Here is a 25768-nt window from a genome sequence, read left to right as displayed (position 1 = left end):
TCGGGGAGCGTGAGGTCGCCTTCCTCCGGCGCCCCGGCCGCGGCCCCCACAGCCGCCCCGCCCGCCGCGCGGCGGCACGGCGCGTGATGTCCGAGGACTCACGTACGCTGCGACGTAGCGGGTGGACACAAGGGACACCGCGCCCGTCACCACCCGCACCGCATCACCGGCGGCGGCAGGCCGCGACGAGAGAGACGAGGAGGAGCCGTGCTGCTCGACACCTACGGCCGGACGGCGACCGACCTCCGGGTCTCCCTCACCGACCGCTGTAACCTCCGCTGCACCTACTGCATGCCGGAGGAGGGCCTGGACTGGCTCAAGAAGTCCACCCTCCTCACCGACGACGAGATCGTGCGCCTGGTCCGCATCGCCGTCACCCGCCTCGGGGTGCGGGAGGTCCGGTTCACCGGCGGCGAGCCGCTGCTCCGCCCCGGCCTGGTCTCCATCGTCGCGCGGTGCGCCGCGCTCGACCCGCGCCCCGAACTCTCCCTCACCACCAACGGCATCGGCCTGGAGAAGGTCGCCCCCGCGCTGCGCGACGCCGGGCTGGACCGCGTCAACGTCAGCCTCGACACCGTGGACCCGGAGACCTTCCACCGGCTCACCCGGCGGCGCCGCCACGGCGACGTGCTGCGCGGCCTCGCCGCGGCCCACGACGCCGGACTCACCCCGGTCAAGGTCAACAGCGTGCTGATGCGCGGCATCAACGACGACCAGGCGCCCGACCTGCTCGCCTGGGCGATGGAGCACGGCTACGAACTGCGGTTCATCGAGCAGATGCCGCTGGACGCCCAGCACGGCTGGACCCGCCGCGAGATGGTCACCGCCGAGAAGATCCTCACCTCGCTGCGCAGCCGCTGGACCCTCACCCCCGAGCCCGACGGCGAGCGCGGCGCGGCCCCGGCGGAACGCTGGCTGGTGGACGGGGGCCCGCACCGCGTCGGGGTGATCGGTTCGGTCACCCGCCCGTTCTGCGGCGCCTGCGACCGCACCCGGCTCACGGCGGACGGCCAGGTCCGCAACTGCCTCTTCGCCCGCGAGGAGACCGACCTGCGCGGCGCGCTGCGGGCGGAGGCCGGCGACGCCGACGGCCGGGTGGCTACGGATGGCGAGGGCGCGCAGCCCGCCGCGGAGGCGGAGGCGGCGGGTGACGAGCGCGTCGCCGAGCTGTGGCGGGCGGCGATGTGGGGCAAGAAGGCCGGTTCCGGGATCGACGACCCCGCTTTCCTCCAGCCGCCCCGGCCGATGTCCGCCATCGGCGGCTGAGCCCACCGGGGCCCGCCGGCGCACGCCCGCCGGCGCACGCCCGGCGGCGTCGGCCGGGGAGCGGAGGCGTCAGCCGGGGCCCGGGGACTGCCCCGGAGACCGGCCCGCGTCGCCGCCGTCCCAGTCGGCCAGCGCCACGACCTCCCTGAGGAAGCTGCGCGCGCCGAGGAACGCCGAGAGCGACTCGCGGTGCTCGTCGCAGGCGAGCCACGTCTTGCGGCGGTCGGGCGTGTGGAGCTTGGGATTGTTCCAGGCCAGGACCCACCGGGCGGGCGCACGGCAGCCCTTGGCCGAACAGATGACCGTGTCGTTCACGCGGCCCATCCAACACGGCGGGCGTTGCGGGGGCAAAACCGGGACGGTCCCGACGGCCGCGCGGGGCGGCCCGGAAGAGCGCCGCACCGGCGCGTGCCCGGACGCACAGCGACGCCGGGCAGCCACGGGGGGAGCCGCCCGGCGTCGGTCTGTCGCTCCGACGGGGGATGCGGAGCGCTCCTGCAGTATGACATGTGACCAGGTTGACAGCGCAGCCGATCGCAGAGATTGCTCTGCGAATTCACCGGCCGTCGGTTGCGGTGTTCCGGTACCCGTCGCTCCGCTCGCCACCGGCCTCGGGGCCCTGCCCGGCGGGGCCGAGGCCGACGTCGCCGGCTGCGGGGAGCGCCGCGCGCTGCGGCCCGGCCAGAGTGGTCCGGGGGAGGGGGGCCGCGTTCTCCCGGCCCGCGTTGGCCACGATCACGGCCACGTAGGGGAGCAGCGTGCCCAGTGCCAGGGTGACGAAGGCGAGGGGACGGCTGACGTCCCACAGCGCCACCGTCAGCAGCACCGACGCGGTGCGCACCAGCATCGCGATCGTGTAGCGCCGCTGGCGCGCTCTGACGTCCTCGGTCAGGCTCGTCCGCGCGCCGCTGATGCGGTACACCTCGGGTTCACTGCTGCCGCCGCGTCGCCACCGCGCCATGGTCCACCATCCGATTCGTCCGGGAACACGGGCCCCGCCCGGATTCACACGGTACTCCCGGAGGCGCCCCGTCCGACGGCGGGGGCGTGCCGGCCGGGGCGCCCCCGCCGTGCGGCGGCACCCCGGGCCGGAGTCACTGCCCGGGCCGGGCTCCGCGCAGTCGGGCCAGCTTGCGGCCGGCCTTGAGGTAGACGCCCTCGGGCGAGGCCCCGCCGAGATGCTCGGTGACCAGCTCCCCCAAGGGGCGCAGCGCGTCCGACTCGGCCAGCACCACGGCCCGCTGGCCGGCGTCGACGTCCTCGACGACCAGGCGCAGCGCGTTCTGCTTGGCCAGCCGGCGAGCCGCCGAGGCGCTGGGTGTGAACTCCAGCACCTTCGTCAGCACCGCCGCCACACCGTCGGCACCGTGCTCGGCGAGGTCGACCTCGGGCAGTGCCTCGACCTCGGTGAAGCTCTTGCGCGAGAACTGCGCCGCGAACCCGGCGCGCGCCGCCATCGCGGCGTCGAGACCGTGCAGCGCGGTCACCATCTCGCCGGCGAGGACCCGCTTGAGGTCCATCGGGTGCACCGAGCGGTCCGCGACGCGGGCCAGCACGGCGGCGATCTCCGGGTCGGTCCACTCCGTCCAGGCCCGGAGGTACGGCTCCATCAGCCGGTCCGGGATCGACATGATCTTCCCGAAGACGTCCTCGGGCGGGGCGGAGAGGGAGACCGCGTTCCCCAGCGACTTCGACATCTTGGCGCCGGACCCGTCGGTCCCCTCGATGAGAGGGTTGGTGGCGACCAGCTGGGGCCTGAGCCCGTAGATCTCCATGACCCGGCGGCCCATCTGCATGTTCAGCAGCTGGTCGACGCCGCCGAGCTCGATGTCGGCGTCGATCTCGGCGGAGTCGATCGCCATCGCCACCGGGTAGATCAGCTCCGACATCGTCAGCCCGTGGCCCGCCTCCAGCCGGTTGCGGAAGTCCTCCCGCTGCAGCAGCGCGGAGGCCGGGACCTGGGCCAGCACGCCGATGAGTCGCGGCAGAGCCACCCCGGCCAGCCACTCGCTGTTGTGGCGCACCGTGACCTGCTCGAAGTTGAAGAACGGCCGCACCTGCTCGCGGTAGCCCGACAGGTTGCGCGCGATGTCCTCGTCGGTCAGCGGCGGCCGCTCGGCCGAACGCCCCGAGGGGTCGCCGATCTTGGCGGTGATGTCCCCGATGATCAGCGTCACCCGGTGGCCCATCCGCTGGAAGCGGCTGAGCTGGATCATCGGCACGGTGTGGCCGAGGTGCACCTCGTGCGCCGTGGGGTCGATGCCGAGCTTCACGTGCAGACCGCCGGATTCCCGGGAAGCGGCGATGCGCTCGGTCAGGCTCTCGACCGACGGCAGGACGTCGACCGCGCGGGCGGCGATCAGCGCCGCCTGCTCGGCCGGTTCCAGGTCGCTCAGGTCCAGATAGCGGCGCGCCGAGGTCTCCCGGAGCAGCTCCTCGACGACGGAGTCGGAGGAGAGGTCCTGCGCCAGCAGAGTGCCGGCGCGAGCTACGGATTCGCCGAGGCGTGTCACTTGCGGTCCTGACGGTCGGGTACGGGTACGGGTCGGCCGCGATTCTACGCCGCCGACCCGTACCCGCCCGCCGACCGGCCGGTCAGACCCCGGGGCTCACGGAGCTCATGTGGAACTCCGGCACCCGCAACGCCGGCATCGACGAGCGGCCGAACCAGTCGCCCCACTCCCGGGAGAGGCACCGCTCGGTGCGGCCCGCCCCCGTCGCGCGGCCCAGCACCCCCAGCGGCGACTCGTTGAAGCGGAAGTTGTTGACCGCGCCGGTGATCTCACCGTTCTCCACCAGGTACACGCCGTCGCGCGTCAGCCCGGTCATGAGCAGGTTCCGCGGGTCCACCTCGCGGATGTACCACAGGCAGGTCAGCAGCAGGCCGCGTTCCGTCCCGGCGACCAGCTCCTCGGTGGTCGCCGATGAGCCGGCGTCCAGGATCAGGTTGTCCGGGCGGAGCGCGGACGGCAGTCCGGTGAGCCCGGCGGCGTGCCGGCTGCCGGGCAGCGCCCGCAGCGTGCCGTCGCTGATCCACTCGGTCCGCTCCAGCGGCGCCCCGTTGTCGAACACCGACTGGCCCGAGCCGACCGCGCCGCCGGTGGAGTGGGCCACCACGAACGGCTCCACCTCCAGGCCGGGCTCGGCCGGGTCGCTGTACAGCCGCATCGGCAGCCGGGTCAGCCGCTCCCCGATGCGGGTGCCGCCGCCCGGGGCGCTGAAGACGGTGCGGCCCTCGGCGGCGTCGCGGACATCGGCCATCCAGTGGAGGTAGATCAGCAGGTCGGCCACGGCCACCGGCGGCAGCACCGTCTCGTACCGGCCGGCGGGCAGCTCCACGGAGCGCTCCGCCCACGCCAGCCGCCGGGCCAGCTCGCCGTCCATCGCCAGGACGTCCACATCGCGGAAGTCGTCGGTGGCGCGGTTCGCCCAGGCCGACCGCAGGCGGTCGGGCGACTTCGCGTTCAGCTCCGCGGTCCCCTCCGGGCGGTCGTACCGCAGCCTGGCGCCCGCGGAGGTCCCCAGGTAGGTGGAGGCCACGGTGTGCGAGGCGAAGCCGAACAGCTCCCGGCCGCCGCCGCGCGCGGCGCCGAACGCCTCACCCAGTCCCTCGGCGAACCCGTCGAGCACCGACGGCGAGGTGGCGTCCGCCGGCGCCTCGAACTCGCCGCCGCTCGCCCCCGGTCCGACCAGCGGCTGCGCGTCCTCCACCGGGCCGGCCGCCCGGGCGGCCCGCTCCGCCGCGGCCACCAGCTCCGCCAGCTCCGCGGGGGTCGCCCCGGAGCGGGAGACCACCCCGGCGGCGGTACCGGTGGCGCCGTCCACCGACGCGACCACCGTGACCTGCCGGCCGCGGGTGGTTCCGTTGGTGGTCAGCGCGTTGCCGGCCCACCGGAGGTTGACCGAGGAGTTCTCCTCCACGATCACCGCGGTCTCGTCCGCGCCGGAGAGTTCCAGCGCGCGCTCCACCATCTCGTGCGGCCGTACCGTGGCCCTGCCCGTCGCACCTGTCATGCCCGTCACCGTTCCGTCCTGCTCGCTCGCTGCCGACTGCCGCCGTCGTGCCCCGTCGTCCGGCGGGCGGGGCGCCCCCCGTCGAGGCCGGTCACGAGGCGTCCGCCTCGTGCGCGGTGTTGAGGATGCGGACGCCGCGGAACAGCGCCGAGGGGCAGCCGTGCGAGACGGCCGCGATCTGGCCCGGCTGTGCCTTGCCGCACATGAACGAGCCGCCCAGCACGTAGGTCTGCGGACCGCCGACCGCCTCCATCGACCGCCAGAAGTCGGTGGTGGTCGCCTGGTAGGCGACGTCGCGCACCTGCCCCGCGAGCCGCCCGTTCTCGATGCGGAAGAAGCGCTGGGCGGTGAACTGGAAGTTGTAGCGCTGCATGTCGATCGACCACGAGTTGTTGCCGACCACGTGGATGCCGCGCTCCACCCGGGAGATCAGCTCCTCGGTGTCCGGCCCGTCGGCCGCGGGGCGCAGCGAGACGTTGGCCATCCGCTGCACCGGCACGTGGGAGGGGGAGTCGGCGAAGGCGCAGCCGGTGGAGCGTCCCATTCCCTGCGCGGCGGCCATCGCCCGGTCGGTCTGGTAGCCGACCAGTACACCGTCGCGGATCAGGTCCCACTCGCCGGTCGCGACCCCCTCGTCGTCGAAGCCGGTGGTCGCCAGGCCGTGTTCCACCGTCCGGTCGCCGGTGACATGCATCGCGGGGGAGCCGTAGACGAGGGAGCCGAGCTGGTCGACGGTGGCGAAGCTGGTCCCCGCCAGCGCCGACTCGTAGCCCAGCGCCCGGTCGAGTTCGGTGGCGTGGCCGATCGACTCGTGGATGGTCAGCCAGAGGTTGCTGGGGTCGATCACCAGGTCGTACGCACCCGGCTCCACGGTGGGTGCGGCCATCTTCTCGGCCAGCAGCTCCGGGAGGGCGGCCAGTTCGCCGTCCCAGTCCCAGGTGTCGCCGGTCAGGTACTCGAACCCCCGTCCGGTGGGCGGGGCGAGGGTCTGCATCCGGTCGAAGGCGCCGGTGCGCCCGTCGATCGCGGTGGCGGTCAGGTCGGGCAGGACCCGCACCCGCTGCTGGGTGGTGACCGTGCCGGCGGTGTCGGCGTAGAACTTGTTCTCCTGGACCGTCCACAGCCGGGCGTCGACATGGCTGACCCCCGGTGCGGCGAGCAGCCGTGACGACCAGTCGCCGAGCAGCTCCGCCTGCTCCGCCACCGGGACGTCGAACGGGTTGACCTCGTAGGAGGAGACCCAGGTGCGCTCGCCGTGGGAGGGCTCCGCGGCCAGCTCGACCGGGGCCCCGCCCGCCCGGCCGCGCACGGTGGCCGCCAGCTTCGCCATGGCCACGGCGCTGCCCGCGACGCGTGCCGCCGCGTCCATGGTCAATTCGATCCCGGAGGCGAACCCCCAGGAGCCGCCGTGCAGCACGCGCACCGCGTACCCGGTGTCGGTGGTGTCGTCGCTGCCCGACAGCCGCGCGTCGCGGAGGTTCAGCCGGGCGCTGCGGACCCGCTCGAAACGGAAGTCGGCGTGGTCGGCGCCGAGCGCCCGGGCCCGGGCGAGGGCCGCGTCGGCGAGCGCCCGCAGGGGGAGCGCGAGGAACGACGCGTCGATGGTGGGTGGCACGGCAGCTCCAGGGTCTCGGCCGGCGGGAGGGGCGTGCGGCGGCCTGTCGCCGGTGCCGCGCACCGGGGACGATCATGCCGCCCCACCGGCCGCATGACCAGGGTCCGGCGCGTTCCGACACGGGGCGCCGCGCGGTCGCACGCTGTAGGAACCCGACAGGGTGCGCCGGGCGCGGCTGTGGCGGACGGCGTCCCCGGCCCCCCGGGCCGGCGGCTAGCGTGGAGCCTCGCACTACGACTCGGAGAAAGGGTGGTCCCTTGAGCCGCTCGGTACTGGTCACCGGAGGGAACCGCGGGATCGGCCTGGCCATCGCCCGGTCGCTCGCCGAAGCCGGCGACAAGGTCGCCTACACCTACCGTTCCGGTGAGCCGCCGGCCGAACTCGCCGACCTCGGCTGCCTGGCGGTGCGGTGCGACATCACCGACCCGGAGCAGGTGGAGCAGGCGTACAAGGAGATCGAGGAGAAGCAGGGCGCGGTCCAGGTCCTGGTCGCCAACGCCGGCGTCACCCGCGACCAACTTCTGCTGCGGATGTCCGAGGAGGACTTCGCGACGGTCGTCGAGACCAACCTGACCGGTACCTTCCGCGTCGTGAAGCGGGCCTCCCGCGGCATGCTGCGCGCCCGCAGCGGCCGGATCGTGCTGATCTCCTCCGTCGTGGGCCTGCTGGGCGCCGCGGGGCAGGCCAACTACGCGGCCTCCAAGGCCGGTCTGGTCGGCTTCGCCCGGTCCGTCTCCCGCGAGCTGGGCTCGCGGTCGATCACCTGCAACGTGATCGCCCCCGGCTTCGTGGACACCGACATGACGCGCGCCCTCAGCGACGAGCAGCGCGGCGCCATCGTCAAGCAGATCCCGCTCGCGCGCTACGCCGCGCCGGAGGAGATCGCCGCCACCGTCCGCTTCCTGGCGTCCGACGACGCCGCATACATCACTGGTGCCGTCATCCCCGTTGACGGCGGATTGGGCATGGGTCACTGAAACCATGAGTGGACTTCTCGCCGGCAAGCGCATCCTCGTCACCGGGGTGCTGACCGACGCTTCGATCGCCTTCCACGTCGCGCGCCTGGCGCAGGAGGAGGGCGCGGAGGTCGTGCTCACCGGCTTCGGCCGCCTCTCCCTGGTGCAGCGCATCGCCAAGCGGCTCCCCAAGGAGGCGCCGGTGATCGAGCTGGACGTGCAGAACCAGGAGCACCTGGACGGCCTCGCCGACGCAGTGAGCGCGCACTTCGGTGACGACGCCTCCCTCGACGGCGTGGTGCACTCCATCGGCTTCGCGCCGCAGGACGCGCTGGGCGGCAACTTCCTCAACACCGGCTGGGACTCGGTCGCCACCGCGGTGGAGGTCTCCGCGTACTCGCTCAAGTCGCTGACCATGGCGGTGCTGCCGCTGCTGGAGAAGCGCGGCGGCTCGGTGGTCGGGATGGACTTCGACGCCCAGGTGGCGTGGCCCAAGTACGACTGGATGGGCGTGGCGAAGGCGGCGCTGGAGTCGACCTCCCGCTACCTCGCCCGCGACCTCGGCTCCCGCGACATCCGGGTCAACCTGGTCTCGGCCGGCCCGATCAAGTCGATGGCCGCCAAGTCCATCCCCGGGTTCGAGGAGTTGGCGGACGTGTGGAACACCCGCGCGCCGATCGGCTGGGACCTCGCGGACCCGGAGCCCGCGGCCCGCGGCGTCGTGGCGCTGATGTCCGACTGGTTCCCCAAGACCACGGGCGAGATCGTCCACGTGGACGGCGGCGTGCACATGATGGGCGCCTGACACCGGGTGCTGCGCGGTCCCGGTGCGCCGGGACCGCCCGAACGAGGTACCGGCCGGGGCCGGGACGTCACTCCTGTGGCGTCCCGGCCCCGGCCGCGTGCGGCACCCGCTCGGTGCCCGGCGGTCAGTCCGCCGCGACGCCCCGGCAGGTGTGGGCGTAGGACCCGGCCTCGGTGGCCGCGGCCTCCGCGTCGCCGTCGCGGATCGCCGCCACCAGCCGGGCGTGGTCCAGGTGGTCCTCCGGGCGGAGTTCGTCGCCCACGTCGTGGCGGAGGAACGCCCGCAGCACGGCGCCGAGGTCGGCGTAGAGCGCGGTCAGCACCTCGTTGTGGGAGGCCTTGACCACGGCCATGTGGAAGGTGGCGTCGGCCTCCACGAAGGCGTCCACGTCGCCCCCCGCCCAGGCGTCCTCGCGGCGGGCCAGCAGCGCCTGGAGGTGGGTGACCTCGGCCTCGGTGCGCCGGTGGGCGGCGTGCCGGGCGGCGGACGCCTCCAGGGTGGAGCGCAGTTCGGCGACGTGCCGGGGGTCCGCGTCGGCGAACCGGCGGTGCATCACGCCGGCCAGTTCGCTGGTGGCCAGCACGTAGGTCCCCGACCCCTGCCGGATGTCCAGCAGCCCGTTGTGCGCCAGGGCACGGATCGCCTCGCGCACGGTGTTGCGGGCCACTCCCAGCTGCTCGACCAGCTCGGGTTCGGTGGGGATGCGGGAGCCGACCGGCCATTCGCCCGAGGTGATCTGCCGGCGCAGTTCGACGATCACCTGGTCCGCGAGGGCGGAACGACGAGGTGAGGACAGAGGCATGGTTCTCCCGGGAGCCGTTTGGCCGGACACATCCAATGATTCTATGATGCCACCATGGCAGACAGGTATGACGGCGACACCGTGCGGACAGCATCCCGCGAGACGAAGCCGCGCGATGACACGATGACCGCCATGTCACCGCGGATGGCGCTGCTGGTCGCCGTCGGTCTCGTGCTGGCCGCCTTCAACCTCCGCCCGGCGATCTCCGGCCTCGGCCCCCTGCTGGAGGAGGTCCGCGACGCCCTCGCCATGAGCCCCACCGTCGCCGGGCTGCTCACCTCGGCCCCGGCGCTGTGCTTCGCGGTCTTCGGCGCCCTCACCCCGCGGCTCTCCCGCCGCTGGGGACCGGTCGCCGTCCTGGTGGCCGGCATGGCCGCCATCACCGTCGGCGTGGCGCTCCGGCCGCTGGCCGGCGGTACCGGCGTCTTCCTGCTCACCAGCGCCCTCGCGCTCGCCGGCATCGCCGTCAGCAACGTGCTGATGCCCGTCATCGTCAAGCGGTTCTTCCCCGACCGCGTCGGCACCATGACCGGCCTCTACTCCACCGGCCTCGCGCTCGGCACCTCGGGCGCCGCCGCGCTGACCGTCCCCCTCACCGACGCCATCGGGGGCGGTTGGCGCACCGGCCTCGCCATCTGGGCCGTCCCCGGCGCGATGGCCGTGATCTGCTGGATCGCCGTCGTGCTCCGCGGCCGTGCCGCGCCCGGCGGCCCGGCCGCCGCCACCACCCCCGCCGACGGGCCGCCCGTCCGCATCACCCGGTCGCCCACCGCCTGGGCGCTGGCCGTGTTCTTCGGCCTCCAGTCCACCGGCGCCTACGTGACGATGGGCTGGATGCCGCAGATCTACCGGGACGCCGGCCTCTCCGCCACCACCGCCGGCACCCTGGTCGCCGTCGCCATGGGCATGGGCGTGCCCCTCGCCTTCGTCCTGCCCAAGCTCGCCACCCGCTTCTCCCACCAGGGCCCGCTCATCACCGTCCTCGGGCTCTGCGGTGTCGTCAGCTACATCGGGCTGATGACCGCACCCGCCGCCGGCGCGTGGGCCTGGGCACTGCTGCTCGGCATCGCCAACTGCGCCTTCCCCGTCGTCCTCACCCTCATCGGGCTCCGCGCCCGCACCGGGACCGGGGTCTCCCAGCTCTCGGCGTTCGTCCAGAGCACCGGCTACCTGCTCTGCATCCCGGGCCCGCTGCTCGTCGGCGTCCTCTACGGCTCGACGGGCGGCTGGTACGCCCCGCTGATGTTCATGACCGTCCTCGCCGTCGCACAGGTCGCCGTCGGCATCGTCGCCGGCCGCGACCGCGTCGTCGAGGACGGCGGCTGACCCGCCGCGGCTCCGCCCCCGCGCCCCCGCACCGGGCGCGGGCCGGGCGGCCGGCGGGCACGGGCAGCGTGCGAGACTGGCGCCATGCCGGTACTCGAACCCAACCCGCCCAGCGGCCAGAACGGCCTGCTGAAGATCCTCGGGGCCATGGCGCTCATCGCGGTCGTCATCTCCGTGATCGCCACCGTCGCCTCCCCCTGACCCGCCGCGGCAACGGTGGTGGGGCTGTCCCCACCACCCCTAGGGGGACAGGTTCAGGGGCGACTGGGTGGGTCACCCGATGGCCCACCGACCACCGGTTCCGTAGCGTCGTCGTACAGACCGGGAACGCCCCCGGGACACGGCCCCCGGCCCCGCCGCCGGGCACCCGCCGCGTCACGTCGAAGCGGACGGAGAGCGCCCATGTCGGCCCCCACCCACCCCCTGCGGCACGCCGGCCCGTCCCCGCGGTCCACCGCCCAGACCCGCGTGCCCTGGTGGGCGCTGCTGCTCCCCGCCGTCGCGTTCGCCGTCCTCCTCCTGCTGCCGACCGCCACCGCCGGCGCGGCCGCGGACGGCCCCGGCCGGGACCAGTCCCAGCCCGTCGCCGAGCTCCTCGAACGCGTCCACCGGGCGCTGCTGCACCTCTGACACCGGCGCCCGCCCGCCGAACGGGCCCGCCGGCGCCGTTCCGTGCGACGCTGGCACCATGACCACCGACACCCCGCGGCGGCTCGTCCTGCTCCGCCACGCCAAGGCCGACTGGCCCGAGGTCCCCGACCACGAACGCCCCCTCGCCGACCGCGGCCGCCGCGAGGCCCCCGCCGCCGGCCGGTGGCTCGCCGACCAGGGCATCCTGCCCGACCTGGTCCTGTGCTCGACCGCCACCCGCACCCGCGAGACCTGGAAGCTCCTCGCTCCGGAGCTGCCGCACCGGCCTCCCACCCGCTACGAGGACCGCGTCTACGAGGCGAGCCCCGGGGAGCTCATCGCGCTGGTGAACCAGGTGGAGGACGAAGCCCGCGACGTACTCCTCATCGGCCACAACCCGGCCGTCCACGCCACCGCCGACATCCTCGCCGGCGGCGGCGACCCGCGGGCCCGGGCCGGCCTCGCCGGCGGCTTCCCGCCCGCCGCCCTCGCCGTCCTCACCCTGGACGGCGGCTGGAGCGGCGCCGAGCCCGGCAGCGCCACCCTCACCCACTACTGGTCGCCGCGCGAACCCTGAGCCATCCATCCGCGCTCCCTGAACGCATCGCGCCCCGCCCACCGCAGCTGCGGTGGGCGGGGCGCGACGCGTTCCCGGCACGAGGGCCGAGCCGTCACACGCCGGACGGTGTCCCGTCCAGCGGCTGCTCCGCCGGCAGCGGGGCGTCGGCCTCGGCGTCAGCGGCCTCGACCTCCTCCCGGGAGATCCCCAGCAGGTACAGCACCGTGTCCAGGAACGGCACGTTCACCGCCGTGTCCGCCGCCGTCCGCACCAGCGGCTTGGCGTTGAACGCCACACCCAGCCCCGCGGCGTTCAGCATGTCCAGGTCGTTGGCGCCGTCACCGATCGCCACCGTCTGCGACAGCGGCACCCCCGCCTCCGCCGCGAAGCGCCGCAGCAGGGTCGCCTTGCCCGCCCGGTCCACAACCCCGCCCGTCACCCGGCCGGTGAACCGGCCGTCCACCACCTCCAGGGTATTGGCAGAGGCGAAGTCCAGGCCCAGCTCCTCGCGCAGCGCGTCCGTCACCTGGGTGAACCCGCCGGAGACCACACCCACCTGGAAACCGAGCCGCTTCAGCGTCCGCACCAGGGTCCGCGCGCCCGGCGTCAGCCGGACCTCTGCGCGGACCTTCTCCACCACGGACTCCTCCAGCCCCGCCAGCAGCGCCACCCGGGCGTGCAGCGACTGCTCGAAATCCAGCTCACCGCGCATCGCCGCCTCGGTGACCTCCGCGACCTGCTGCTCGCACCCGGCGTGCGCCGCGAACAGCTCGATGACCTCGTCCTGGATCAGCGTGGAGTCCACGTCCATCACCACCAGCCGCCGCGCCCGCCGCTGCAGCCCCGCGGCCACGACGGCGATGTCGACCCCGCGCTGCGCCGCCTGCGGCGCTAGCTCGGTCCGCAGCAGCCCGCTGTCGACGCCGGACACGTCGAACTCGACGGCCGTCACCGGGTACTTCGCCAGCCGGCGGATGCGGTCGATGTTCCCGCCCGCCCCGGCGATCCTGGCCGCTATCACCGACGTCGCCTCGGCCGACAGCGGGTGGCCCAGCACCGTCACGTGCGAGCGGCCGGCGGCCCGGGGCCGGTTGTCGCCCACCCCGGAGATGATCTCGGCCTGCAACTGCATGGCCTCCGCCCAGCCGTGCACGGTCGCGCGCAGCTCGCCCTCCGACTCCTGGCCGTGCGCGGGCGTGGTGACCAGCGCGCACAACGTGATGCGACCCCGGGTCACCACCTGTTCCAGGTCGACCACGTCGGCGGCGAAGGCGGCCAGCGTCTCCAGCAGACCTGCGGTGAGACCCGGGCGGTCCTTCCCGAAGATCTTGACCAGCAGGGTGGGCGTGTCGGCGACGGCCGCCGGGGCCGTCCCCGGAGCCTGTGACGGCGTGGTGTGCGCGGCTGAGATCATGGTGCGTCCCACGGTAGCCGCTGGCCCGGGCGGCCGCCCCGCCGTCCGTCCCCCGGACGCCGCACCCGCCGCGCGCCGCCGCCGCGGGCCGCCCGCGCGGCGAGTGTCACGGCCCGGACGCCACTGTGCACCAGCTCCGTGACTTCCCCGGGGCCGATTAACCGATCGGGGTCGGCGCCTGGGATAGTCGGCGCACGATGTTCGCCTTCCCAACGTTCCGCACGCGGACCGCTCGGGGGACAACTATGTGGGGCGTGGAGTGCCGGAACTCTCACTGGAACTGAACGGACAGAGCTGGACGCTGGACCCGACCCGGTCCTACACGATCGGCCGCGACCCCCAGGGCGACCTGGTGCTCCAGGACACCCGCGTGTCCTGGCGGCACGCGACCGTGCGGTGGGGCGGCCAGGGCTGGGTGGTGGAGGACCACGGCAGCACCAACGGGACGTACGCGCAGGGGCAGCGCGTACGCGAGTTCCCGCTGGGGCCGGGCACCGTCATCAACCTGGGCAACGTCAGCGACGGCCCGCGGCTGACCTTCACCGGCGACGCCCCGGTGCCGCAGCAAGCCCCGCCGGAGGCGCACCAGCAGGCGTACGCCGCCGCGGGCGTCACCGCGGCCATGCCGGTGCACACCCCCGGCGGGAGCGGCGCCACCGGGGCGGGCGGCGGAGCCCCCGACCTCGGGGGCCGCAGCGCCACCACCTTCCACGAGCTCACCGTGGGCCGGGTCACCCGCATAGGGCGCGCCCTGGAGAACGAGCTGGTCGTCTCCGACCTGCAGGTCTCCCGCTACCACGCCGAGTTCAGCGCCACACCCGACGGGCGCTTCGAGCTGCGCGACCTGGGGAGCCACAACGGCACCTACGTCAACGGCCAGCCGATGCAGAAGAACGGCCGGCAGGTCCTCAGCCAGAACGACACCGTCGGCATCGGCCACTCCACGTTCCGGCTCATCGGCAACCAGCTCCAGGAGTTCGTCGACACCGGTGAGGTGTCCTTCTCCGCCCGCCACCTCACCGTCAAGGTCAACAACGACAAGCTGACCATCCTCAACGACGTGTCGTTCGGCGTTCCGGAGAAGTCGCTGGTCGGCGTCATCGGGCCCTCCGGCTCCGGCAAGTCGACCCTGCTGCGTGCGCTCACCGGGTACCGGCCGGCCACCGAGGGCGAGGTGCTGTACGACCACCGCAACCTCTACACGCACTTCGCCGAGCTGCGGCACCGCATCGGACTCGTCCCGCAGGACGACATCCTCCACACCGCGCTGCCCATCCGGCAGGCGCTCCGCCTCGCCGCCGAACTCCGCTTCCCCGGCGACGTCGGGGAAGCCGAGCGCAACGCCCGCGTCGAGGAGGTCCTCGCCGAGCTCAAGCTCGACATCCACGCCACCAAGCGGATCAACGCGCTCTCCGGCGGCCAGCGCAAGCGCGTCTCCGTCGCGCTGGAACTGCTCACCAAGCCCTCGCTGATCTTCCTGGACGAGCCCACCTCCGGACTCGACCCCGGCATGGACCGCGACGTCATGCAGCTGCTGCGCGGCATGGCCGACGACGGCCGCACCGTCCTGGTCGTCACCCACTCCGTCGCCGAGCTCGGCCTCTGCGACCGCGTGCTGGTCATGGCGCCCGGCGGCGGCGTCGCCTACTTCGGACCGCCGGACGAGGCCCTCAACTTCTTCGGCTACGACAACTGGGCCGACGTCTTCTCGGCGTTCGAGAACTATCGCGACTACGACTGGATGAACCGCTGGCGCGGTTCCGAGCACTACCAGCGCTACGCCGCCGACCTCGACGCCGTGCAGCCGCAGACCGCCCACGTCCCGCCGATGCCCGCCCGCCAGCAGCAGGCCCAGAGCTGGGGCTCCCAGGTCTGGACGCTGATGCGGCGCTACCTGGCCGTCATCGCCGCCGACCGCGGCTTCCTCGGCCTCACCCTCGCGCTGCCGATCATCCTCGGCCTGGTCAGCGTCGTCATCCCCGCCGCCCACGGCCTCGGGTACGGGCCGATGGACCGGGCCCAGACCAACGGCCAGGCCTCCATCGTCCTGCTGGTGCTGGTCATCGGCATGTGCTTCGCCGGATCGGCCAACGCCGTCAGGGAACTCATCAAGGAACGGGTGATCTACGAACGCGAACGCGCGGTCGGACTCTCCCGCTCGGCCTACCTGATGTCCAAGGTCGTCGTCCTCGGCATGGTCACGGCCGTCCAGGGGATCATCCTCTGCCTCATCGGCTTCGCCCCCCGCGAGATGCCGGCCGAAGCGGTGCTGTTCGGCTCACCCGCCGTCGAGATGACCATCGTCATCGTCACCCTCGGCTTCACCTCGATGATGATCGGCCTGGTCATCTCCTCGCTGGTCCGCACCTCCGAGATGACCATGCCGCTGCTGGTGATGATCTCCGTCGTCCAGCTGGTCTTCACCGGGGCCCTCTTCGAGGTGCACGGCAACCTCGGCGTCGAGCAGCTCGCCTGGCTGATGCCCTCCCGCTGGGGCCTCGCCGGCGCCGGCGCCACCGCCGACCTCAACACCCTCACCGGCGCCCGCCAGTCCGGCGACCCCGACCGGCTGTGGGACCACGAGGCCGCCGTCTGGCTGCTCGACGTCAGCATGCTGATCGTCCTCGGCGTCATCTGCGGCTTCCTGGTGATGAAGTTCCTGCGCCGCCACGAGCCCGAGGTCATGCGCGACTGACGGCGGACACACCACTCGCCCCGGGCCGCACGGCCCGGACACGGCGATTGCACGGCGACGGCGGCGGCCCCGGACACCCGGGTGCCGCCGCCGTCGCCGTGTCCCCTCCTGCGCCCACCCGCCCGACGGCGGGTGGGCGACACCACGGGACGGAGGCCGGCCTCCGTCCCGCCAGGTCGGACGCGAGACTCAGTACCAGTGGTTGGCCTGCCAGAACGACCAGGCCGCGCACGGGCTGCCGTAGCGCTCGTCCATGTAGTCCACGCCCCAGCGGATCTGCGTCTCGGGGTTGGTGCGCCAGTCGGCGCCCTCGGAGGCCATCTTGTCGCCCGGCAGCGACTGCACCAGCCCGTACGCGCCGCTGGCGGCGTTGGTCGCCGTGTGGTCCCACGAGCTCTCGCGCTCCACGATGTTGGAGAAGCACGCGAACTGCGCGTCGTCGTCGATCACCTCGCGCGCGATGTCCTTGCTGTCCGACGACGCCACGGCCGGCGCCGCCGTCGCGCCGTGCGCCTGCCCGGGCATCCCCACCACACCGAGGCCGCCCAGCGCGGACGCGGCCAGGGCGGCCGCGACCAGCCGGGGGGCGCGGGAGGTGCGGGGACGCGGAGTGGTGCTGACAGCCATCGGTCGACTACCTCGGTCTCTTGCGGGGACCCGCCGGAGTGACGGGAACGGACGACCACCATCGTTGGCAGACCCGCCCGGACCGGGCAATCGCCCCTCCTGCGACCCCGGTTAGCAGCCCGGGCCGCCCGCCCCACGGCCCCCGCCACCCGGCCCGCACCGCCGCCGCCCGCCCCACGCACGGTCCCGGCGGGACCCGCCGCCTCCTACCCCGCGTCGTGGCGGGACCTTCGACCTGTGGCCCACCTCATGCCGGGACCCGCCGCCCGCTGCGCTCCGCCGCCCGCCGGCAGCGCACGGTCACCACCCGTCCGGACCCGCCCCGTGCCCCCGTCCCGCGACCACCGCCCCGGGTACCGTGCTCCCATGGGCACCCCACCGCCGGCGCACCCCACCGGCCTCGCCGCCGTGAGCGCCGCCCTGCTGGCGATGAACCGCACCCTGGAGGTGCGCGACGTCCTCCAGACGATCCTCCGCTCCGCCCGCGACCTCCTCGGCGCCCGCTACGGCGCGCTCGGCGTCCCCGACGGCAACGGCGGCTTCGCCCAGTTCCTGGTCGAGGGCGTCACCGACGAGCAGTGGCGGGCGATCGGCCCGCTGCCGCGCCAGCACGGACTCCTCGCCGCGATGCTGCGCGAACAGGCACCGGTCCGCCTCGCCGACGTCCGCGACGACCCGCGCTTCGAGGGCTGGCCCGACGCCCACCCCACCCTCGGCGCGTTCCTCGGCATGCGGATCGTCAGCGGCGACGAGGTCCTCGGAGCGCTCTTTCTGGCGGACAAGGCCCCGGGCCCGGAGGGCAGAGCCTCCGACGGCGCGGCGCCCGACAGCGCGGCGCCCGACCGGTACACCGCGCAGTTCACCGCCCAGGACGAGGAACTGGTCCGCCTCCTCGCCGAGCACGCGGCCATCGCCCTCACCAACGCCCGGCTCTTCGAGCGCGGCCGCGAACTCACCATCGCCGAGGAGCGCGCCCGCATAGCGCACGAACTCCACGATGCCGTGGCACAGAAACTCTTCTCACTGCGCCTCACCGCGCAGGCCGCGGCCACCCTCATCGACCGCGACCCCGAGCGGGCACGCGCGGAACTGGCCCAGGTCACCCACCTCGCCGCCGACGCCGCCGAGGAACTGCGCGCCGCCGTGGTCGAACTCCGCCCCGCCGCCCTCGACGAGGACGGCCTGCACGCCACCCTCGCCGCCCAGGTCCACGTACTCGACCGGGCCCACCCCGCCCGCACCACCTTCCGCGGCGACCCGCCGCGCGCCCTGCCCGCCGCCCAGGAGGAGGCGCTGCTCCGTGTGGCGCAGGAAGCACTCCACAACGCGCTGCGCCACGCCGCCCCCACCGCCGTCGAGGTCGCCCTCACCCGACGGGGCACCGCCACCGTCCTCCGCGTCAGCGATGACGGCGCAGGCTTCGACCCCGCCGCCGTCCGCGCGGCCGGCCGGCACCTCGGGCTGGTCTCCATGCGGGAGCGCGCCACCGGCGTCGGCGGCCGGCTGACCGTCGAATCCGCCCCCGGCCGGGGCACCGTCGTCGAAATGGAGGTACCCGGTGGCTGAGGAGCCGATCCGCGTGCTGATCGTGGACGACCACCAGGTCGTGCGGCGCGGGCTGCGCACCTTCCTGGAGGTCCAGGAAGGAATCGAGGTCGTCGGCGAGGCCGCCGACGGCGCCGAGGGCGTCGCCCGCACCGCCGAGCTGCGCCCCGACGTCGTCCTCATGGACCTCAAGATGCCCGGCACCGACGGCGTGGAGGCGCTGCGCGCCCTCGACGAGCAGCAGAGCCCCGCGCGGGTCCTGGTCGTCACCAGCTTCACCGAGCAGCGCTCGGTGGTCCCGGCGCTGCGTGCCGGCGCCGCGGGCTACGTCCACAAGGACGTCGATCCGCTCGCCCTCGCGCGCGCCATCCGGTCCGTCCACTCCGGGCACACCGTCCTCCAGCCGGAGGTGGTGCGCGCCCTCCTCGCCGCGGACGGCACGGGGTCGGGGCGGCAGGGGACCCTCACCGACCGGGAGCGGGAGGTGCTCTCGCTGATCGCGCGCGGCCGCTCCAACCGCGACATCGCCCGGGCCCTGGTGCTGTCGGAGAAGACGGTGAAGACCCACGTCTCCAACATCCTGATGAAGCTCGACCTCACCGACCGGACCCAGGCAGCGCTCTGGGCGGTGCGGCACGGTATCACCGGCTGACCGGTGCGCCGGTCAGGCCGCCCGCGGCGCGCCGCCGCGCCGTGGCGCGCGGAGCACACGATTCATCCCCAGGGGTGCTCCTGGCGCGCCGGGCGTATCCCGGCGAGCGGTTCGGCGTTGACCAGTGCGTGCTGCGGCAGCTGGCCGCACGTATCGAGAAGGGTCATCTCGTGAAGAACCTGAAGAAGGCCGTCACGGTCACCGCCGTGGCCGGTGGCATCCTCGCCGCCGGTGCCGGTGTCGCCTCCGCGAACGCCGGTGCCGAGGCGCTGGCCGCCAACTCGCCCGGCGTCCTCTCCGGCAACGCCGTGCAGGTCCCCGTTCACGTGCCGATCAACGTCTGCGGCAACACCGTCAACGTGGTGGGCCTGCTGAACCCGACCTTCGGCAACACCTGCATCAACGACAGCAGCACCCACCACTACCACAAGAAGTGGTGAATGCGCTGAGCCGGTAGGGCCCCTCAAGGCTCTGACCTGCGCCGGAGCGCCCTTCGGGGCGCGCCGGCCCGGCCCCCGCCCCCTTTCGGGAGCGGGGGCCGGCGTCGTTCCCACTCGCCGGTCGAATGACCCGATCGGGGGTATCGCCGCGCCGCCCCGTGTCCGGGCTTCGGCCTGGGCGTTACTCAGCGTGCGACTCCGCAGTCGGAGCCGCACGTATTGCCATTCAGGAGGAAGTCACATGCACAGCACCAAGAAGGCCGCCCTTGTCGTCGCCGCCGCGGGGGCCGCACTCGGTGCCGCCGCCGGTTCCGCCGCCGCGGACTCCGGGGCCGAGGCCCTGGCCGTCAACTCGCCCGGCGTCGGCTCGGGCAACGTCGCCCAGATCCCGGTGGACGTGCCCGTCAACATCACGGGCAACACCCTCACCGTCATCGGTGCGCTGAACCCGGCCTTCGGCAACGGCAGCATCAACCACTGACGCCGCCCCCGCCCCGCCCGCCGATCTGCCGGCGTGGCGGGGCACCGCCGTCAGCGGCCGGACGCCCCCCGACGGCCCCGCTTGCCCGCAGCGGGCTCACCGCCGGCGTGCCGCCTCCTCGGCGTACGCGTTGTACGCGGCCACCCGCGCCCGCCGGGCCGCCCGCTCGACCGGCCGGATCAACTCCGCCCGCATCGCGGCCTGACCGGCGCTCAGCGAGCCGTCACCCCCGGGTGCGCCGGCCACCGCCACCAGGGCCCGGACGCGACCGGCCAGCGCGAGGACCCGCACCGCCCGCGCCGGGTACCCCGGCGCCAGCCCCTCCGCCTCCCGCTCCGCCCGCGCCCGGTAGGCGTCCACCTCGGCCCGCGCCACCGGACCGGCCTCCGGCAGGCCGAGCCGGGCGACGCCCTCCGCCGTCTCGCGCAGCAGCTCCGTCAACTCCCGTTCGGCCTCGCCCAGCGACGGCACGTCGGGCGGCAGGTCCGAGCGGACCGGCGCGACCCGCCACCGCACCGCCGCCCCGCGGCGCCCGTCCGCCACCTCCGGCAGCAGCCCGATCCCGGCCTCCGGCGCCAGCACCGCCTCGCCCGCCTCCAGCGCCGCCGCGTTGAACGCCGGCGGCCCGCACAGCCCCAGCGGGTCGCCGGGCACGGGCAGCGCCACCCGCAGCGCGGCCACTCCCATGCCGCGCAGTCGCGCCAGCGCGACCGCCGGGCTGACCGGTCCGTCCTCGTCGGGCAGCCCCGCGATACGGTGGGCCGCGTCCTGCCCGACGACGCCGATCGCGGCGTCGTCGGGTGAGACCCGTCCGGTCAGCAACGCGTTTCCCCAGGCGGCGAACCGCCCGGAACGTGGTTCCTCGTGCATGCCCGACAGCTTACGAACCCGCGGGAGGGGGCCGCGCCGGCCCGCGCGGCACCTCTGTCGGCACGTCAACCGCCTCCTGGGGCGTGGGTCGGTCGGCCGGTGGCGTAGTTTGGACCCGGGGCCCGCGCCCCCTGCCGGTTCCCGGCGACACGACGGCGACTGCACTTGGGAGAGATCGCGCGCATGAGCGATGTACTGGAGCTGGTGGACGTATCCGTGGTCCGCGGCGGACGTGCTCTGGTGGACCAGGTGTCCTGGTCGGTCGCCGAGGGCGAGCGCTGGGTGATCCTCGGCCCCAACGGCGCGGGGAAGACCACCCTGCTGAACGTCGCCTCCAGCTACCTCTTCCCGACCACCGGCACCGTCCAGATCCTGGGCGAGAAGCTCGGCGCGGTCGACGTGTTCGAGCTCCGGCCCCGCGTCGGTGTCGCGGGCAGCGCGCTCGCCGCCCGCCTGCCGCGCAGTCAGACCGTGCTGCAGACCGTCCTCACCGCCGCCTACGGCGTCACCGCCGGCTGGCGCGAGCAGTACGACGAGGTCGACGAGCAGCGCGCCCGCGCCTTCCTGGACCGCCTCGGCATGAGCGGCCACCTCGACCGCACCTTCGGGACGCTCTCCGAGGGCGAGCGCAAGCGGACCCAGATCGCCCGCGCGATGATGACCGACCCCGAACTGCTCCTCCTCGACGAGCCGGCGGCCGGCCTCGACCTCGGGGGCCGGGAGGACCTCGTGCGGCGCCTCGGCCGGCTTGCCCGGGACCCGTTCGCCCCGTCGATGATCATGGTCACCCACCACGTCGAGGAGATCCCGCCGGGCTTCACCCACCTGCTGCTGATCCAGCGGGGCGGAATTCTGGCCGCCGGACCCCTCGGCGAGGTACTCACTTCGGCCAACCTGTCGCGCTGCTTCGGCCTCCCGCTCGTCGTCGAGCAGCAGGGCGACCGCTACACGGCCAAGGGTCTGCCCCTCGGCTGACGATCGCGCTCTGTCGTGTGACGGCTACGACCCCTACCATGGGGGCTGTGGACTTCTGGGTGTGGTGGCTGATCGCCGCCGGAGGCTTTGCGATCCCGCTCGTGCTGACCGCGATGCCGGAGTTCGGCATGCTCTCGGTCGGCGCCGTCGCCGCGGCTGCGGCCTCGGCATTCACCGACAACCTGGCGGTGCAGGTCGTCCTCTTCTGCGTCGTCTCCACCGCGCTGATCCTGGTGGTTCGCCCGATCGCCAGGCGCTCGCGTGAACAGCCGCCGGGGGTGAGCACCGGGGTGGACGCCCTCAAGGGGCGCTCCGCGGTGGTGGTCGAGCGCGTCGACGCCCACCGCGGGCAGGTCAAACTCGCGGGAGAGGTCTGGTCGGCCCGTGCGCTGGACGGTGGCGAGATCTTCGAGCGGGGCGCCCAGGTGAGCATCGTGGAGATCGACGGGGCAACCGCCGTCGTGATGTGATGGATCACCTCACGTAGCCGCCGTCACACTCAAGTGGCCCACCGGCCCTTTCAGTTCCAGTCACAAGGGGAGTCACGATGGACGCCGTCATCATCGTGCTGGTCATCCTGGTGGTGCTGGTCTTCATCGCACTCATCAAGACGATCCAGGTCATCCAGCAGGCCAGCGCGGCCATCGTGGAGCGGTTCGGCCGCTACACCCGGACGCTCAACGCCGGCCTGAACATCGTGGTGCCGTTCATCGACACCATCCGCAACCGCATCGACCTCCGCGAGCAGGTCGTGCCCTTCCCCCCGCAGCCGGTGATCACCCAGGACAACCTGGTCGTGAACATCGACACCGTCATCTACTACCAGGTCACCGACGCCCGGGCCGCGACCTACGAGGTCTCGAACTTCATCCAGGCGATCGAGCAGCTGACGGTCACCACCCTCCGCAACATCATCGGCGGCATGGACCTGGAACGGACCCTCACCTCCCGCGAGGAGATCAACGCGGCGCTGCGCGGCGTCCTCGACGAGGCCACCGGCAAGTGGGGCATCCGCGTCAACCGCGTCGAGCTCAAGGCGATCGAGCCGCCCACCTCCATCCAGGACTCGATGGAGAAGCAGATGCGCGCGGACCGCGACAAGCGCGCCGCGATCCTCCAGGCCGAAGGTGTCCGGCAGTCCGAGATCCTCCAGGCCGAGGGTGCCAAGCAGTCCGAGATCCTCCGCGCCGAGGGTGACGCCAAGGCCGCCGCCCTGCGGGCCGAGGGTGAGGCCCAGGCCATCCGCACCGTCTTCGAGGCGATCCACGCGGGCGACGCCGACCAGAAGCTGCTCTCCTACCAGTACGTCCAGATGCTTCCCAAGATCGCCGAGGGCAGCGCCAACAAGCTGTGGATCGTGCCCAGCGAGATCGGCGAGGCGCTCAAGGGGCTCGGCGGCAGCCTGGGCAAGCTGGCCGCGCCCGACGGCGGGGGCGACGGGGGCGGTGCGGCACCCGCCCCGGGGCGCGACACCTCCCCGCCCAAGCTCGACAAGCCGGCCGGCTGCACGCACGGGACCGTTCGGCGCGGGCGGCGGCGGTCAGGCCACCGCGGGGCGCCGCAGCCACTCCGGAAGCGCCGCTCCGTCCCGGCTCTCCAGCCCCAGCAGCAGCGCGTCGCCCGGCGTCGGCTCGAAGGGCTTGACCAGCAGACTCATCCCCGCCTGGGCCGGCGTTCGGTCCGCCTTCCGGTGGTTGTCCTCACCGCAGGCCGCCACGGTGTTCAGCCAGCTGTCCTCCCCGCCGTGCGACCGGGGGACGATGTGGTCCACGGTGCTCGCCCGCCGCCCGCAGTAGCCGCAGCGGAAACCGTCCCGGACGAGCACCCCGCGCCGTGACCACGGCGCCCGCTGCTTGTACGGCACCTTCACGTACCGGCACAGCCGCACCACCCTCGGCACGGGCACCGCCACACCGGCCGACCGCAGCAGTCGTGACGGGTCCGCCTGTTCCACCACGGCCTTCTGCTGCATCACCAGCACGACCGCACGGTGCAGCGACACCGCCGACAGCGGCTCGAAACTCGCGTTGAGCACCAGCGTCCTGCGCATCCCGCCCACCTCCGGTCCCCGACCCACCCGCGGTGGGCACGTTTTCACTCTGCCCACGCGGAGGGGTCGGGACAACGGATTTAGCGGGAAGTTCGCCCGCTCACCCCTGGGATGCCACCTCGTGGGTCCCGATCAGCTGGGCGCGCCCGATGGCGTGGAAGCGCAGCATGAAGCCGACCTGGGCCGGGGTCGCGTCCCGGTCCAGCCCGAGGTGCTCGGTGTCGACGGCGTAGACGGTGAACACGTAGCGGTGCTCACCGTCGCCGGGGGGCGGCGCGGCGCCTTCGAAGCCGTGGCTGCCGCCGTCGTTGCGCACCTGCACACTGCCGGAGGGCATGCCGCCGTGGCCGGGAGCGCCGGCGTTGCGCTGCAGCTCGGTGACGCCCGCCGGGATGTCGAAGGCGGACCAGTGCCAGTAGCCGCTCCCGGTCGGGGCGTCGGGGTCGAAGCAGGTGACCGCGTAGCTCTTCGTGCCCTCGGGCGCCCCGGCCCAGCGCAGGTGCGGTGAGGTGTCGCCCTTCGCCTTCACCTGGTCGTCCTTGATCGCCATGCCGTCGAGCACGTCGTCGCTGATCAGGGTGAACGACTCGACGGGCGGGTGGAAGGCGTGGGGGAGCGGGCGGCGGGACTCGGTCATGGTGGCCTCCTCTGTCTGGCGAACGGTGGGTCGTCGGCCAGGGTAATGATCACGGCGGCCGACCTCCCGGAGGCGCGGGCATCGGTAAGTCGCTTTCCGCGGACCGGTTTTCGGCTACCGGTGAGCGGGGGCCGACGTGCCGGCCGGGCGCGCGGGACGGGAGCCCGCAGGGGTTAGCCACGTCACGGTTGCGACGCACCCTGTCGCGGCGCGGGATGTGGTGATACTGGAGGGCATGTCCGAGACCGAGACCTCCTCCAAGGGGTGCCCCACCGCCGCGACCGCGGGCGGTGACCGGCTCACCCGTTCGTTCTTCGACCGCCCCGTGCTCACCGTTGCTCCCGACCTGCTGGGCAGGGTCCTGGTCCGCGACGAGCCCGGCGGTCCGGTGCTGCTGCGGATCACCGAGGTCGAGGCGTACGACGGCGCGGACGACCCGGGCTCGCACGCCTACCGCGGCCGCACCGCACGCAACGGCGTGATGTTCGGCCCGCCGGGACACGCCTACGTCTACTTCACCTACGGCATGTGGCACTGCTTGAACCTTGTCTGCCACCCCGAGGGCCGGGCCGGCGGGGTGCTGCTGCGCGCAGGGGAGGTCCTGCACGGCACGGAGGTGGCGCGGCCCCGTCGAGTGAGCGCTCGCCGGGACCACGAGTTGGCCCGCGGGCCGGCGCGCCTCGCCACCGCGCTCGGGGTGGACCGGTCGTTGGACGGCACCGATGTCTGCGCCGAACCGGCGGGCGCCCTGTCCGTGCGTTCGGGGACGCCGGCCGACCCGGCGATCGTCCGCAACGGGCCGCGGACCGGGGTCTCCGGCCCCGGCGGGGTGCACCCCTGGCGGTTCTGGATCGAGGGGGACCGCACCGTGAGCCCCTACCGCGCCCACCGCCCCAGGAACCGGACCACCGCAGGGACTTGACGCCGAGGACACCCGGCCGTAATGTGGAACGAGTCGCTGAGGAGATGCCGGTCGCTCGCGAGTGCCCCAAGGGCCCGCGGACCGGATCACGCGAAGCGGCAGCCAACCAGACACAAAGACCACCGGATATCCGGTGGACTCGCTGCGTCGTCGTTGCATTCCCCATGGGAATCGTTCGAACAGGGCCGATTAGGCGCTGAACGGAAAGACAGCTAAGGTTGGCAACGCCGAAGGGGAAACCCGGAGGAAAGGCCGAAAGGCCGAGAGATTGTCCCCGCCGACCGGGGGTCAGGATCACGGAAGTGAGTCTGGTAGAGTCGGAGACACAAAGAAAGACCGAAGGGAAAAGCCCGGAGGGTCTGCTGAAAGGCAGTCCGAAGGAAGCGTCCGTTCCTTGAGAACTCAACAGCGTGCCAAAAGTCAACGCCAGATATGTTGATACCCCGTCCGGTCGGCAGGTTTCCTGCTGGTGGACGAGGTTCCTTTG

Annotated in this window: 26 protein-coding genes and 1 pseudogene; 16 read left to right on the top strand and 11 right to left on the bottom strand. The window is 73.4% G+C overall.

Features of this window, described 5'->3' with window-relative positions; genetic code table 11:
* The first annotated feature begins 207 nt into the window (after positions 1-207).
* Entirely contained in the window at positions 208-1266 is a 1059-nt protein-coding gene (moaA, locus tag HCN56_RS10315) for a GTP 3',8-cyclase MoaA (protein ID WP_312871164.1), read from the top strand.
* A 69-nt stretch (positions 1267-1335) separates the two neighbouring features.
* On the opposite strand, the gene HCN56_RS10310 is transcribed toward moaA, so the two are convergent.
* From HCN56_RS10310 to HCN56_RS10290, 5 genes are all read right to left on the bottom strand, one after another.
* A complete protein-coding gene (locus HCN56_RS10310; RefSeq protein WP_167969544.1) occupies positions 1336-1590 on the bottom strand; it encodes a hypothetical protein in 255 nt (84 codons plus the stop codon).
* Between the two features lie 232 nt (positions 1591-1822).
* Entirely contained in the window at positions 1823-2227 is a 405-nt protein-coding gene (locus HCN56_RS10305; protein ID WP_167969542.1) for a DUF3099 domain-containing protein, read from the bottom strand.
* A gap of 133 nt (positions 2228-2360) precedes the next feature.
* Positions 2361-3779 carry a tyrosine--tRNA ligase gene (gene tyrS, locus HCN56_RS10300; protein ID WP_167969540.1) on the bottom strand — a complete coding sequence of 473 codons (1419 nt, stop codon included), beginning with the start codon at positions 3777-3779 and terminating at the stop codon, positions 2361-2363.
* A gap of 82 nt (positions 3780-3861) precedes the next feature.
* Positions 3862-5280: a metallopeptidase TldD-related protein gene (locus HCN56_RS10295; RefSeq protein ID WP_167969538.1), complete on the bottom strand. Its 1419-nt coding sequence runs from the start codon at positions 5278-5280 to the stop codon at positions 3862-3864.
* A 91-nt stretch (positions 5281-5371) separates the two neighbouring features.
* Entirely contained in the window at positions 5372-6895 is a 1524-nt protein-coding gene (locus HCN56_RS10290; protein WP_167969536.1) for a TldD/PmbA family protein, read from the bottom strand.
* Between the two features lie 257 nt (positions 6896-7152).
* Between HCN56_RS10290 and fabG the strand changes: the two genes are divergently transcribed.
* Both fabG and fabI read left to right on the top strand, forming a co-directional pair.
* Positions 7153-7872, top strand: coding sequence for a 3-oxoacyl-[acyl-carrier-protein] reductase (fabG, locus tag HCN56_RS10285; protein ID WP_167969534.1), 720 nt, complete (start codon positions 7153-7155; stop codon positions 7870-7872).
* Positions 7873-7876: 4 nt separating this feature from the next.
* Entirely contained in the window at positions 7877-8656 is a 780-nt protein-coding gene (fabI, locus tag HCN56_RS10280; protein ID WP_167969532.1) for an enoyl-ACP reductase FabI, read from the top strand.
* A gap of 124 nt (positions 8657-8780) precedes the next feature.
* Here the strand turns inward: fabI and HCN56_RS10275 are convergent, their stop codons facing one another.
* Positions 8781-9458 carry a FadR/GntR family transcriptional regulator gene (locus HCN56_RS10275; protein ID WP_167969530.1) on the bottom strand — a complete coding sequence of 226 codons (678 nt, stop codon included), beginning with the start codon at positions 9456-9458 and terminating at the stop codon, positions 8781-8783.
* Positions 9459-9581: 123 nt separating this feature from the next.
* On the opposite strand from HCN56_RS10275, the gene HCN56_RS10270 reads away from it, so the two are divergent.
* The 4 genes from HCN56_RS10270 (at position 9582) to HCN56_RS10260 (ending at position 11991) form a co-directional block, all read left to right on the top strand.
* Positions 9582-10784: a CynX/NimT family MFS transporter gene (locus HCN56_RS10270; protein WP_167969546.1), complete on the top strand. Its 1203-nt coding sequence runs from the start codon at positions 9582-9584 to the stop codon at positions 10782-10784.
* Between the two features lie 84 nt (positions 10785-10868).
* Positions 10869-10985 (top strand): SGM_5486 family transporter-associated protein, encoded by a 117-nt coding sequence (locus HCN56_RS26975; RefSeq protein WP_280923264.1) that lies wholly within the window; start codon positions 10869-10871, stop codon positions 10983-10985.
* A gap of 201 nt (positions 10986-11186) precedes the next feature.
* A complete protein-coding gene (locus HCN56_RS10265; protein ID WP_167969528.1) occupies positions 11187-11414 on the top strand; it encodes a hypothetical protein in 228 nt (75 codons plus the stop codon).
* A gap of 58 nt (positions 11415-11472) precedes the next feature.
* Positions 11473-11991 carry a SixA phosphatase family protein gene (locus tag HCN56_RS10260; protein WP_167969525.1) on the top strand — a complete coding sequence of 173 codons (519 nt, stop codon included), beginning with the start codon at positions 11473-11475 and terminating at the stop codon, positions 11989-11991.
* A 94-nt stretch (positions 11992-12085) separates the two neighbouring features.
* On the opposite strand, the gene serB is transcribed toward HCN56_RS10260, so the two are convergent.
* Entirely contained in the window at positions 12086-13387 is a 1302-nt protein-coding gene (gene serB, locus HCN56_RS10255; RefSeq protein WP_167969523.1) for a phosphoserine phosphatase SerB, read from the bottom strand.
* A 259-nt stretch (positions 13388-13646) separates the two neighbouring features.
* Here serB and HCN56_RS10250 point away from each other — a divergent pair, with 259 nt between their 5' ends.
* Positions 13647-16082, top strand: a complete 2436-nt coding sequence (locus tag HCN56_RS10250; RefSeq protein WP_167969521.1) for an FHA domain-containing protein — start codon at positions 13647-13649, stop codon at positions 16080-16082.
* A 189-nt stretch (positions 16083-16271) separates the two neighbouring features.
* Here HCN56_RS10250 and HCN56_RS10245 read toward each other — a convergent pair whose 3' ends face one another.
* Positions 16272-16709, bottom strand: a complete 438-nt coding sequence (locus tag HCN56_RS10245) for an aggregation-promoting factor C-terminal-like domain-containing protein (RefSeq protein WP_167969511.1) — start codon at positions 16707-16709, stop codon at positions 16272-16274.
* Between the two features lie 366 nt (positions 16710-17075).
* Here HCN56_RS10245 and HCN56_RS10240 point away from each other — a divergent pair, with 366 nt between their 5' ends.
* From HCN56_RS10240 to HCN56_RS10225, 4 genes are all read left to right on the top strand, one after another.
* Positions 17076-18275, top strand: a complete 1200-nt coding sequence (locus tag HCN56_RS10240; RefSeq protein WP_167969510.1) for a GAF domain-containing sensor histidine kinase — start codon at positions 17076-17078, stop codon at positions 18273-18275.
* Positions 18268-18906, top strand: coding sequence for a response regulator (locus HCN56_RS10235; RefSeq protein ID WP_167969508.1), 639 nt, complete (start codon positions 18268-18270; stop codon positions 18904-18906). Before HCN56_RS10240 ends, HCN56_RS10235 begins: the two co-directional genes overlap by 8 nt.
* A gap of 170 nt (positions 18907-19076) precedes the next feature.
* Complete coding sequence (locus HCN56_RS10230) at positions 19077-19346, top strand: chaplin (protein WP_312871162.1); 270 nt, start codon at positions 19077-19079, stop codon at positions 19344-19346.
* A 241-nt stretch (positions 19347-19587) separates the two neighbouring features.
* Positions 19588-19827, top strand: coding sequence for a chaplin (locus HCN56_RS10225; protein ID WP_167969506.1), 240 nt, complete (start codon positions 19588-19590; stop codon positions 19825-19827).
* Positions 19828-19923: 96 nt separating this feature from the next.
* Here HCN56_RS10225 and HCN56_RS10220 read toward each other — a convergent pair whose 3' ends face one another.
* Positions 19924-20697, bottom strand: a complete 774-nt coding sequence (locus tag HCN56_RS10220) for an Rv1486c family protein (protein ID WP_167969504.1) — start codon at positions 20695-20697, stop codon at positions 19924-19926.
* 183 nt (positions 20698-20880) lie between these two features.
* Here HCN56_RS10220 and HCN56_RS10215 point away from each other — a divergent pair, with 183 nt between their 5' ends.
* From HCN56_RS10215 to HCN56_RS10205, 3 genes and pseudogenes are all read left to right on the top strand, one after another.
* Entirely contained in the window at positions 20881-21672 is a 792-nt protein-coding gene (locus HCN56_RS10215; protein ID WP_167969502.1) for an ABC transporter ATP-binding protein, read from the top strand.
* Between the two features lie 38 nt (positions 21673-21710).
* The gene (locus HCN56_RS10210) at positions 21711-22142 is read left to right on the top strand and encodes an NfeD family protein (RefSeq protein ID WP_167969500.1); all 432 of its coding nucleotides are present in this window, start codon (positions 21711-21713) and stop codon (positions 22140-22142) included.
* A gap of 77 nt (positions 22143-22219) precedes the next feature.
* A pseudogene (locus HCN56_RS10205) lies at positions 22220-23125 on the top strand (SPFH domain-containing protein); the annotation flags it as partial.
* 87 nt (positions 23126-23212) lie between these two features.
* Here HCN56_RS10205 and HCN56_RS10200 read toward each other — a convergent pair.
* A complete protein-coding gene (locus HCN56_RS10200; RefSeq protein ID WP_167969498.1) occupies positions 23213-23722 on the bottom strand; it encodes an HNH endonuclease in 510 nt (169 codons plus the stop codon).
* Positions 23723-23822: 100 nt separating this feature from the next.
* A complete protein-coding gene (locus HCN56_RS10195) occupies positions 23823-24359 on the bottom strand; it encodes a YbhB/YbcL family Raf kinase inhibitor-like protein (protein WP_167969496.1) in 537 nt (178 codons plus the stop codon).
* 235 nt (positions 24360-24594) lie between these two features.
* Between HCN56_RS10195 and HCN56_RS10190 the strand changes: the two genes are divergently transcribed.
* Positions 24595-25281 carry a DNA-3-methyladenine glycosylase gene (locus HCN56_RS10190; RefSeq protein ID WP_167969494.1) on the top strand — a complete coding sequence of 229 codons (687 nt, stop codon included), beginning with the start codon at positions 24595-24597 and terminating at the stop codon, positions 25279-25281.
* Positions 25282-25768: the final 487 nt, after the last annotated feature.

Origin of the sequence: Streptomyces lonarensis, assembly GCF_012033735.1 — a bacterium.
GTDB classification, from domain to species: Bacteria; Actinomycetota; Actinomycetes; order Streptomycetales; family Streptomycetaceae; genus Streptomyces; species Streptomyces lonarensis.
Note: the sequence above shows the minus strand (reverse complement) of the source record. Positions and strands in the feature narration are given on the sequence as shown.

Excerpts from the sequence above, each read along its gene's own strand:
- HCN56_RS10310 (WP_167969544.1), bottom strand. The coding sequence starts at position 1,590 with ATGGGCCGCGTGAACGACACGGTCATCTGTTCGGCCAAGGGCTGCCGT.
- HCN56_RS10305 (WP_167969542.1), bottom strand. The coding sequence starts at position 2,227 with ATGGCGCGGTGGCGACGCGGCGGCAGCAGTGAACCCGAGGTGTACCGC.
- HCN56_RS10295 (WP_167969538.1), bottom strand. The coding sequence starts at position 5,280 with ATGACAGGTGCGACGGGCAGGGCCACGGTACGGCCGCACGAGATGGTG.
- fabI (WP_167969532.1), top strand. The coding sequence starts at position 7,877 with ATGAGTGGACTTCTCGCCGGCAAGCGCATCCTCGTCACCGGGGTGCTG.
- HCN56_RS10275 (WP_167969530.1), bottom strand. The coding sequence starts at position 9,458 with ATGCCTCTGTCCTCACCTCGTCGTTCCGCCCTCGCGGACCAGGTGATC.
- HCN56_RS10270 (WP_167969546.1), top strand. The coding sequence starts at position 9,582 with ATGACCGCCATGTCACCGCGGATGGCGCTGCTGGTCGCCGTCGGTCTC.
- HCN56_RS26975 (WP_280923264.1), top strand. The coding sequence starts at position 10,869 with ATGCCGGTACTCGAACCCAACCCGCCCAGCGGCCAGAACGGCCTGCTG.
- HCN56_RS10265 (WP_167969528.1), top strand. The coding sequence starts at position 11,187 with ATGTCGGCCCCCACCCACCCCCTGCGGCACGCCGGCCCGTCCCCGCGG.
- HCN56_RS10260 (WP_167969525.1), top strand. The coding sequence starts at position 11,473 with ATGACCACCGACACCCCGCGGCGGCTCGTCCTGCTCCGCCACGCCAAG.
- serB (WP_167969523.1), bottom strand. The coding sequence starts at position 13,387 with ATGATCTCAGCCGCGCACACCACGCCGTCACAGGCTCCGGGGACGGCC.
- HCN56_RS10245 (WP_167969511.1), bottom strand. The coding sequence starts at position 16,709 with ATGGCTGTCAGCACCACTCCGCGTCCCCGCACCTCCCGCGCCCCCCGG.
- HCN56_RS10240 (WP_167969510.1), top strand. The coding sequence starts at position 17,076 with ATGGGCACCCCACCGCCGGCGCACCCCACCGGCCTCGCCGCCGTGAGC.
- HCN56_RS10225 (WP_167969506.1), top strand. The coding sequence starts at position 19,588 with ATGCACAGCACCAAGAAGGCCGCCCTTGTCGTCGCCGCCGCGGGGGCC.
- HCN56_RS10220 (WP_167969504.1), bottom strand. The coding sequence starts at position 20,697 with ATGCACGAGGAACCACGTTCCGGGCGGTTCGCCGCCTGGGGAAACGCG.
- HCN56_RS10215 (WP_167969502.1), top strand. The coding sequence starts at position 20,881 with ATGAGCGATGTACTGGAGCTGGTGGACGTATCCGTGGTCCGCGGCGGA.
- HCN56_RS10210 (WP_167969500.1), top strand. The coding sequence starts at position 21,711 with ATGGGGGCTGTGGACTTCTGGGTGTGGTGGCTGATCGCCGCCGGAGGC.
- HCN56_RS10200 (WP_167969498.1), bottom strand. The coding sequence starts at position 23,722 with ATGCGCAGGACGCTGGTGCTCAACGCGAGTTTCGAGCCGCTGTCGGCG.
- HCN56_RS10195 (WP_167969496.1), bottom strand. The coding sequence starts at position 24,359 with ATGACCGAGTCCCGCCGCCCGCTCCCCCACGCCTTCCACCCGCCCGTC.
- HCN56_RS10190 (WP_167969494.1), top strand. The coding sequence starts at position 24,595 with ATGTCCGAGACCGAGACCTCCTCCAAGGGGTGCCCCACCGCCGCGACC.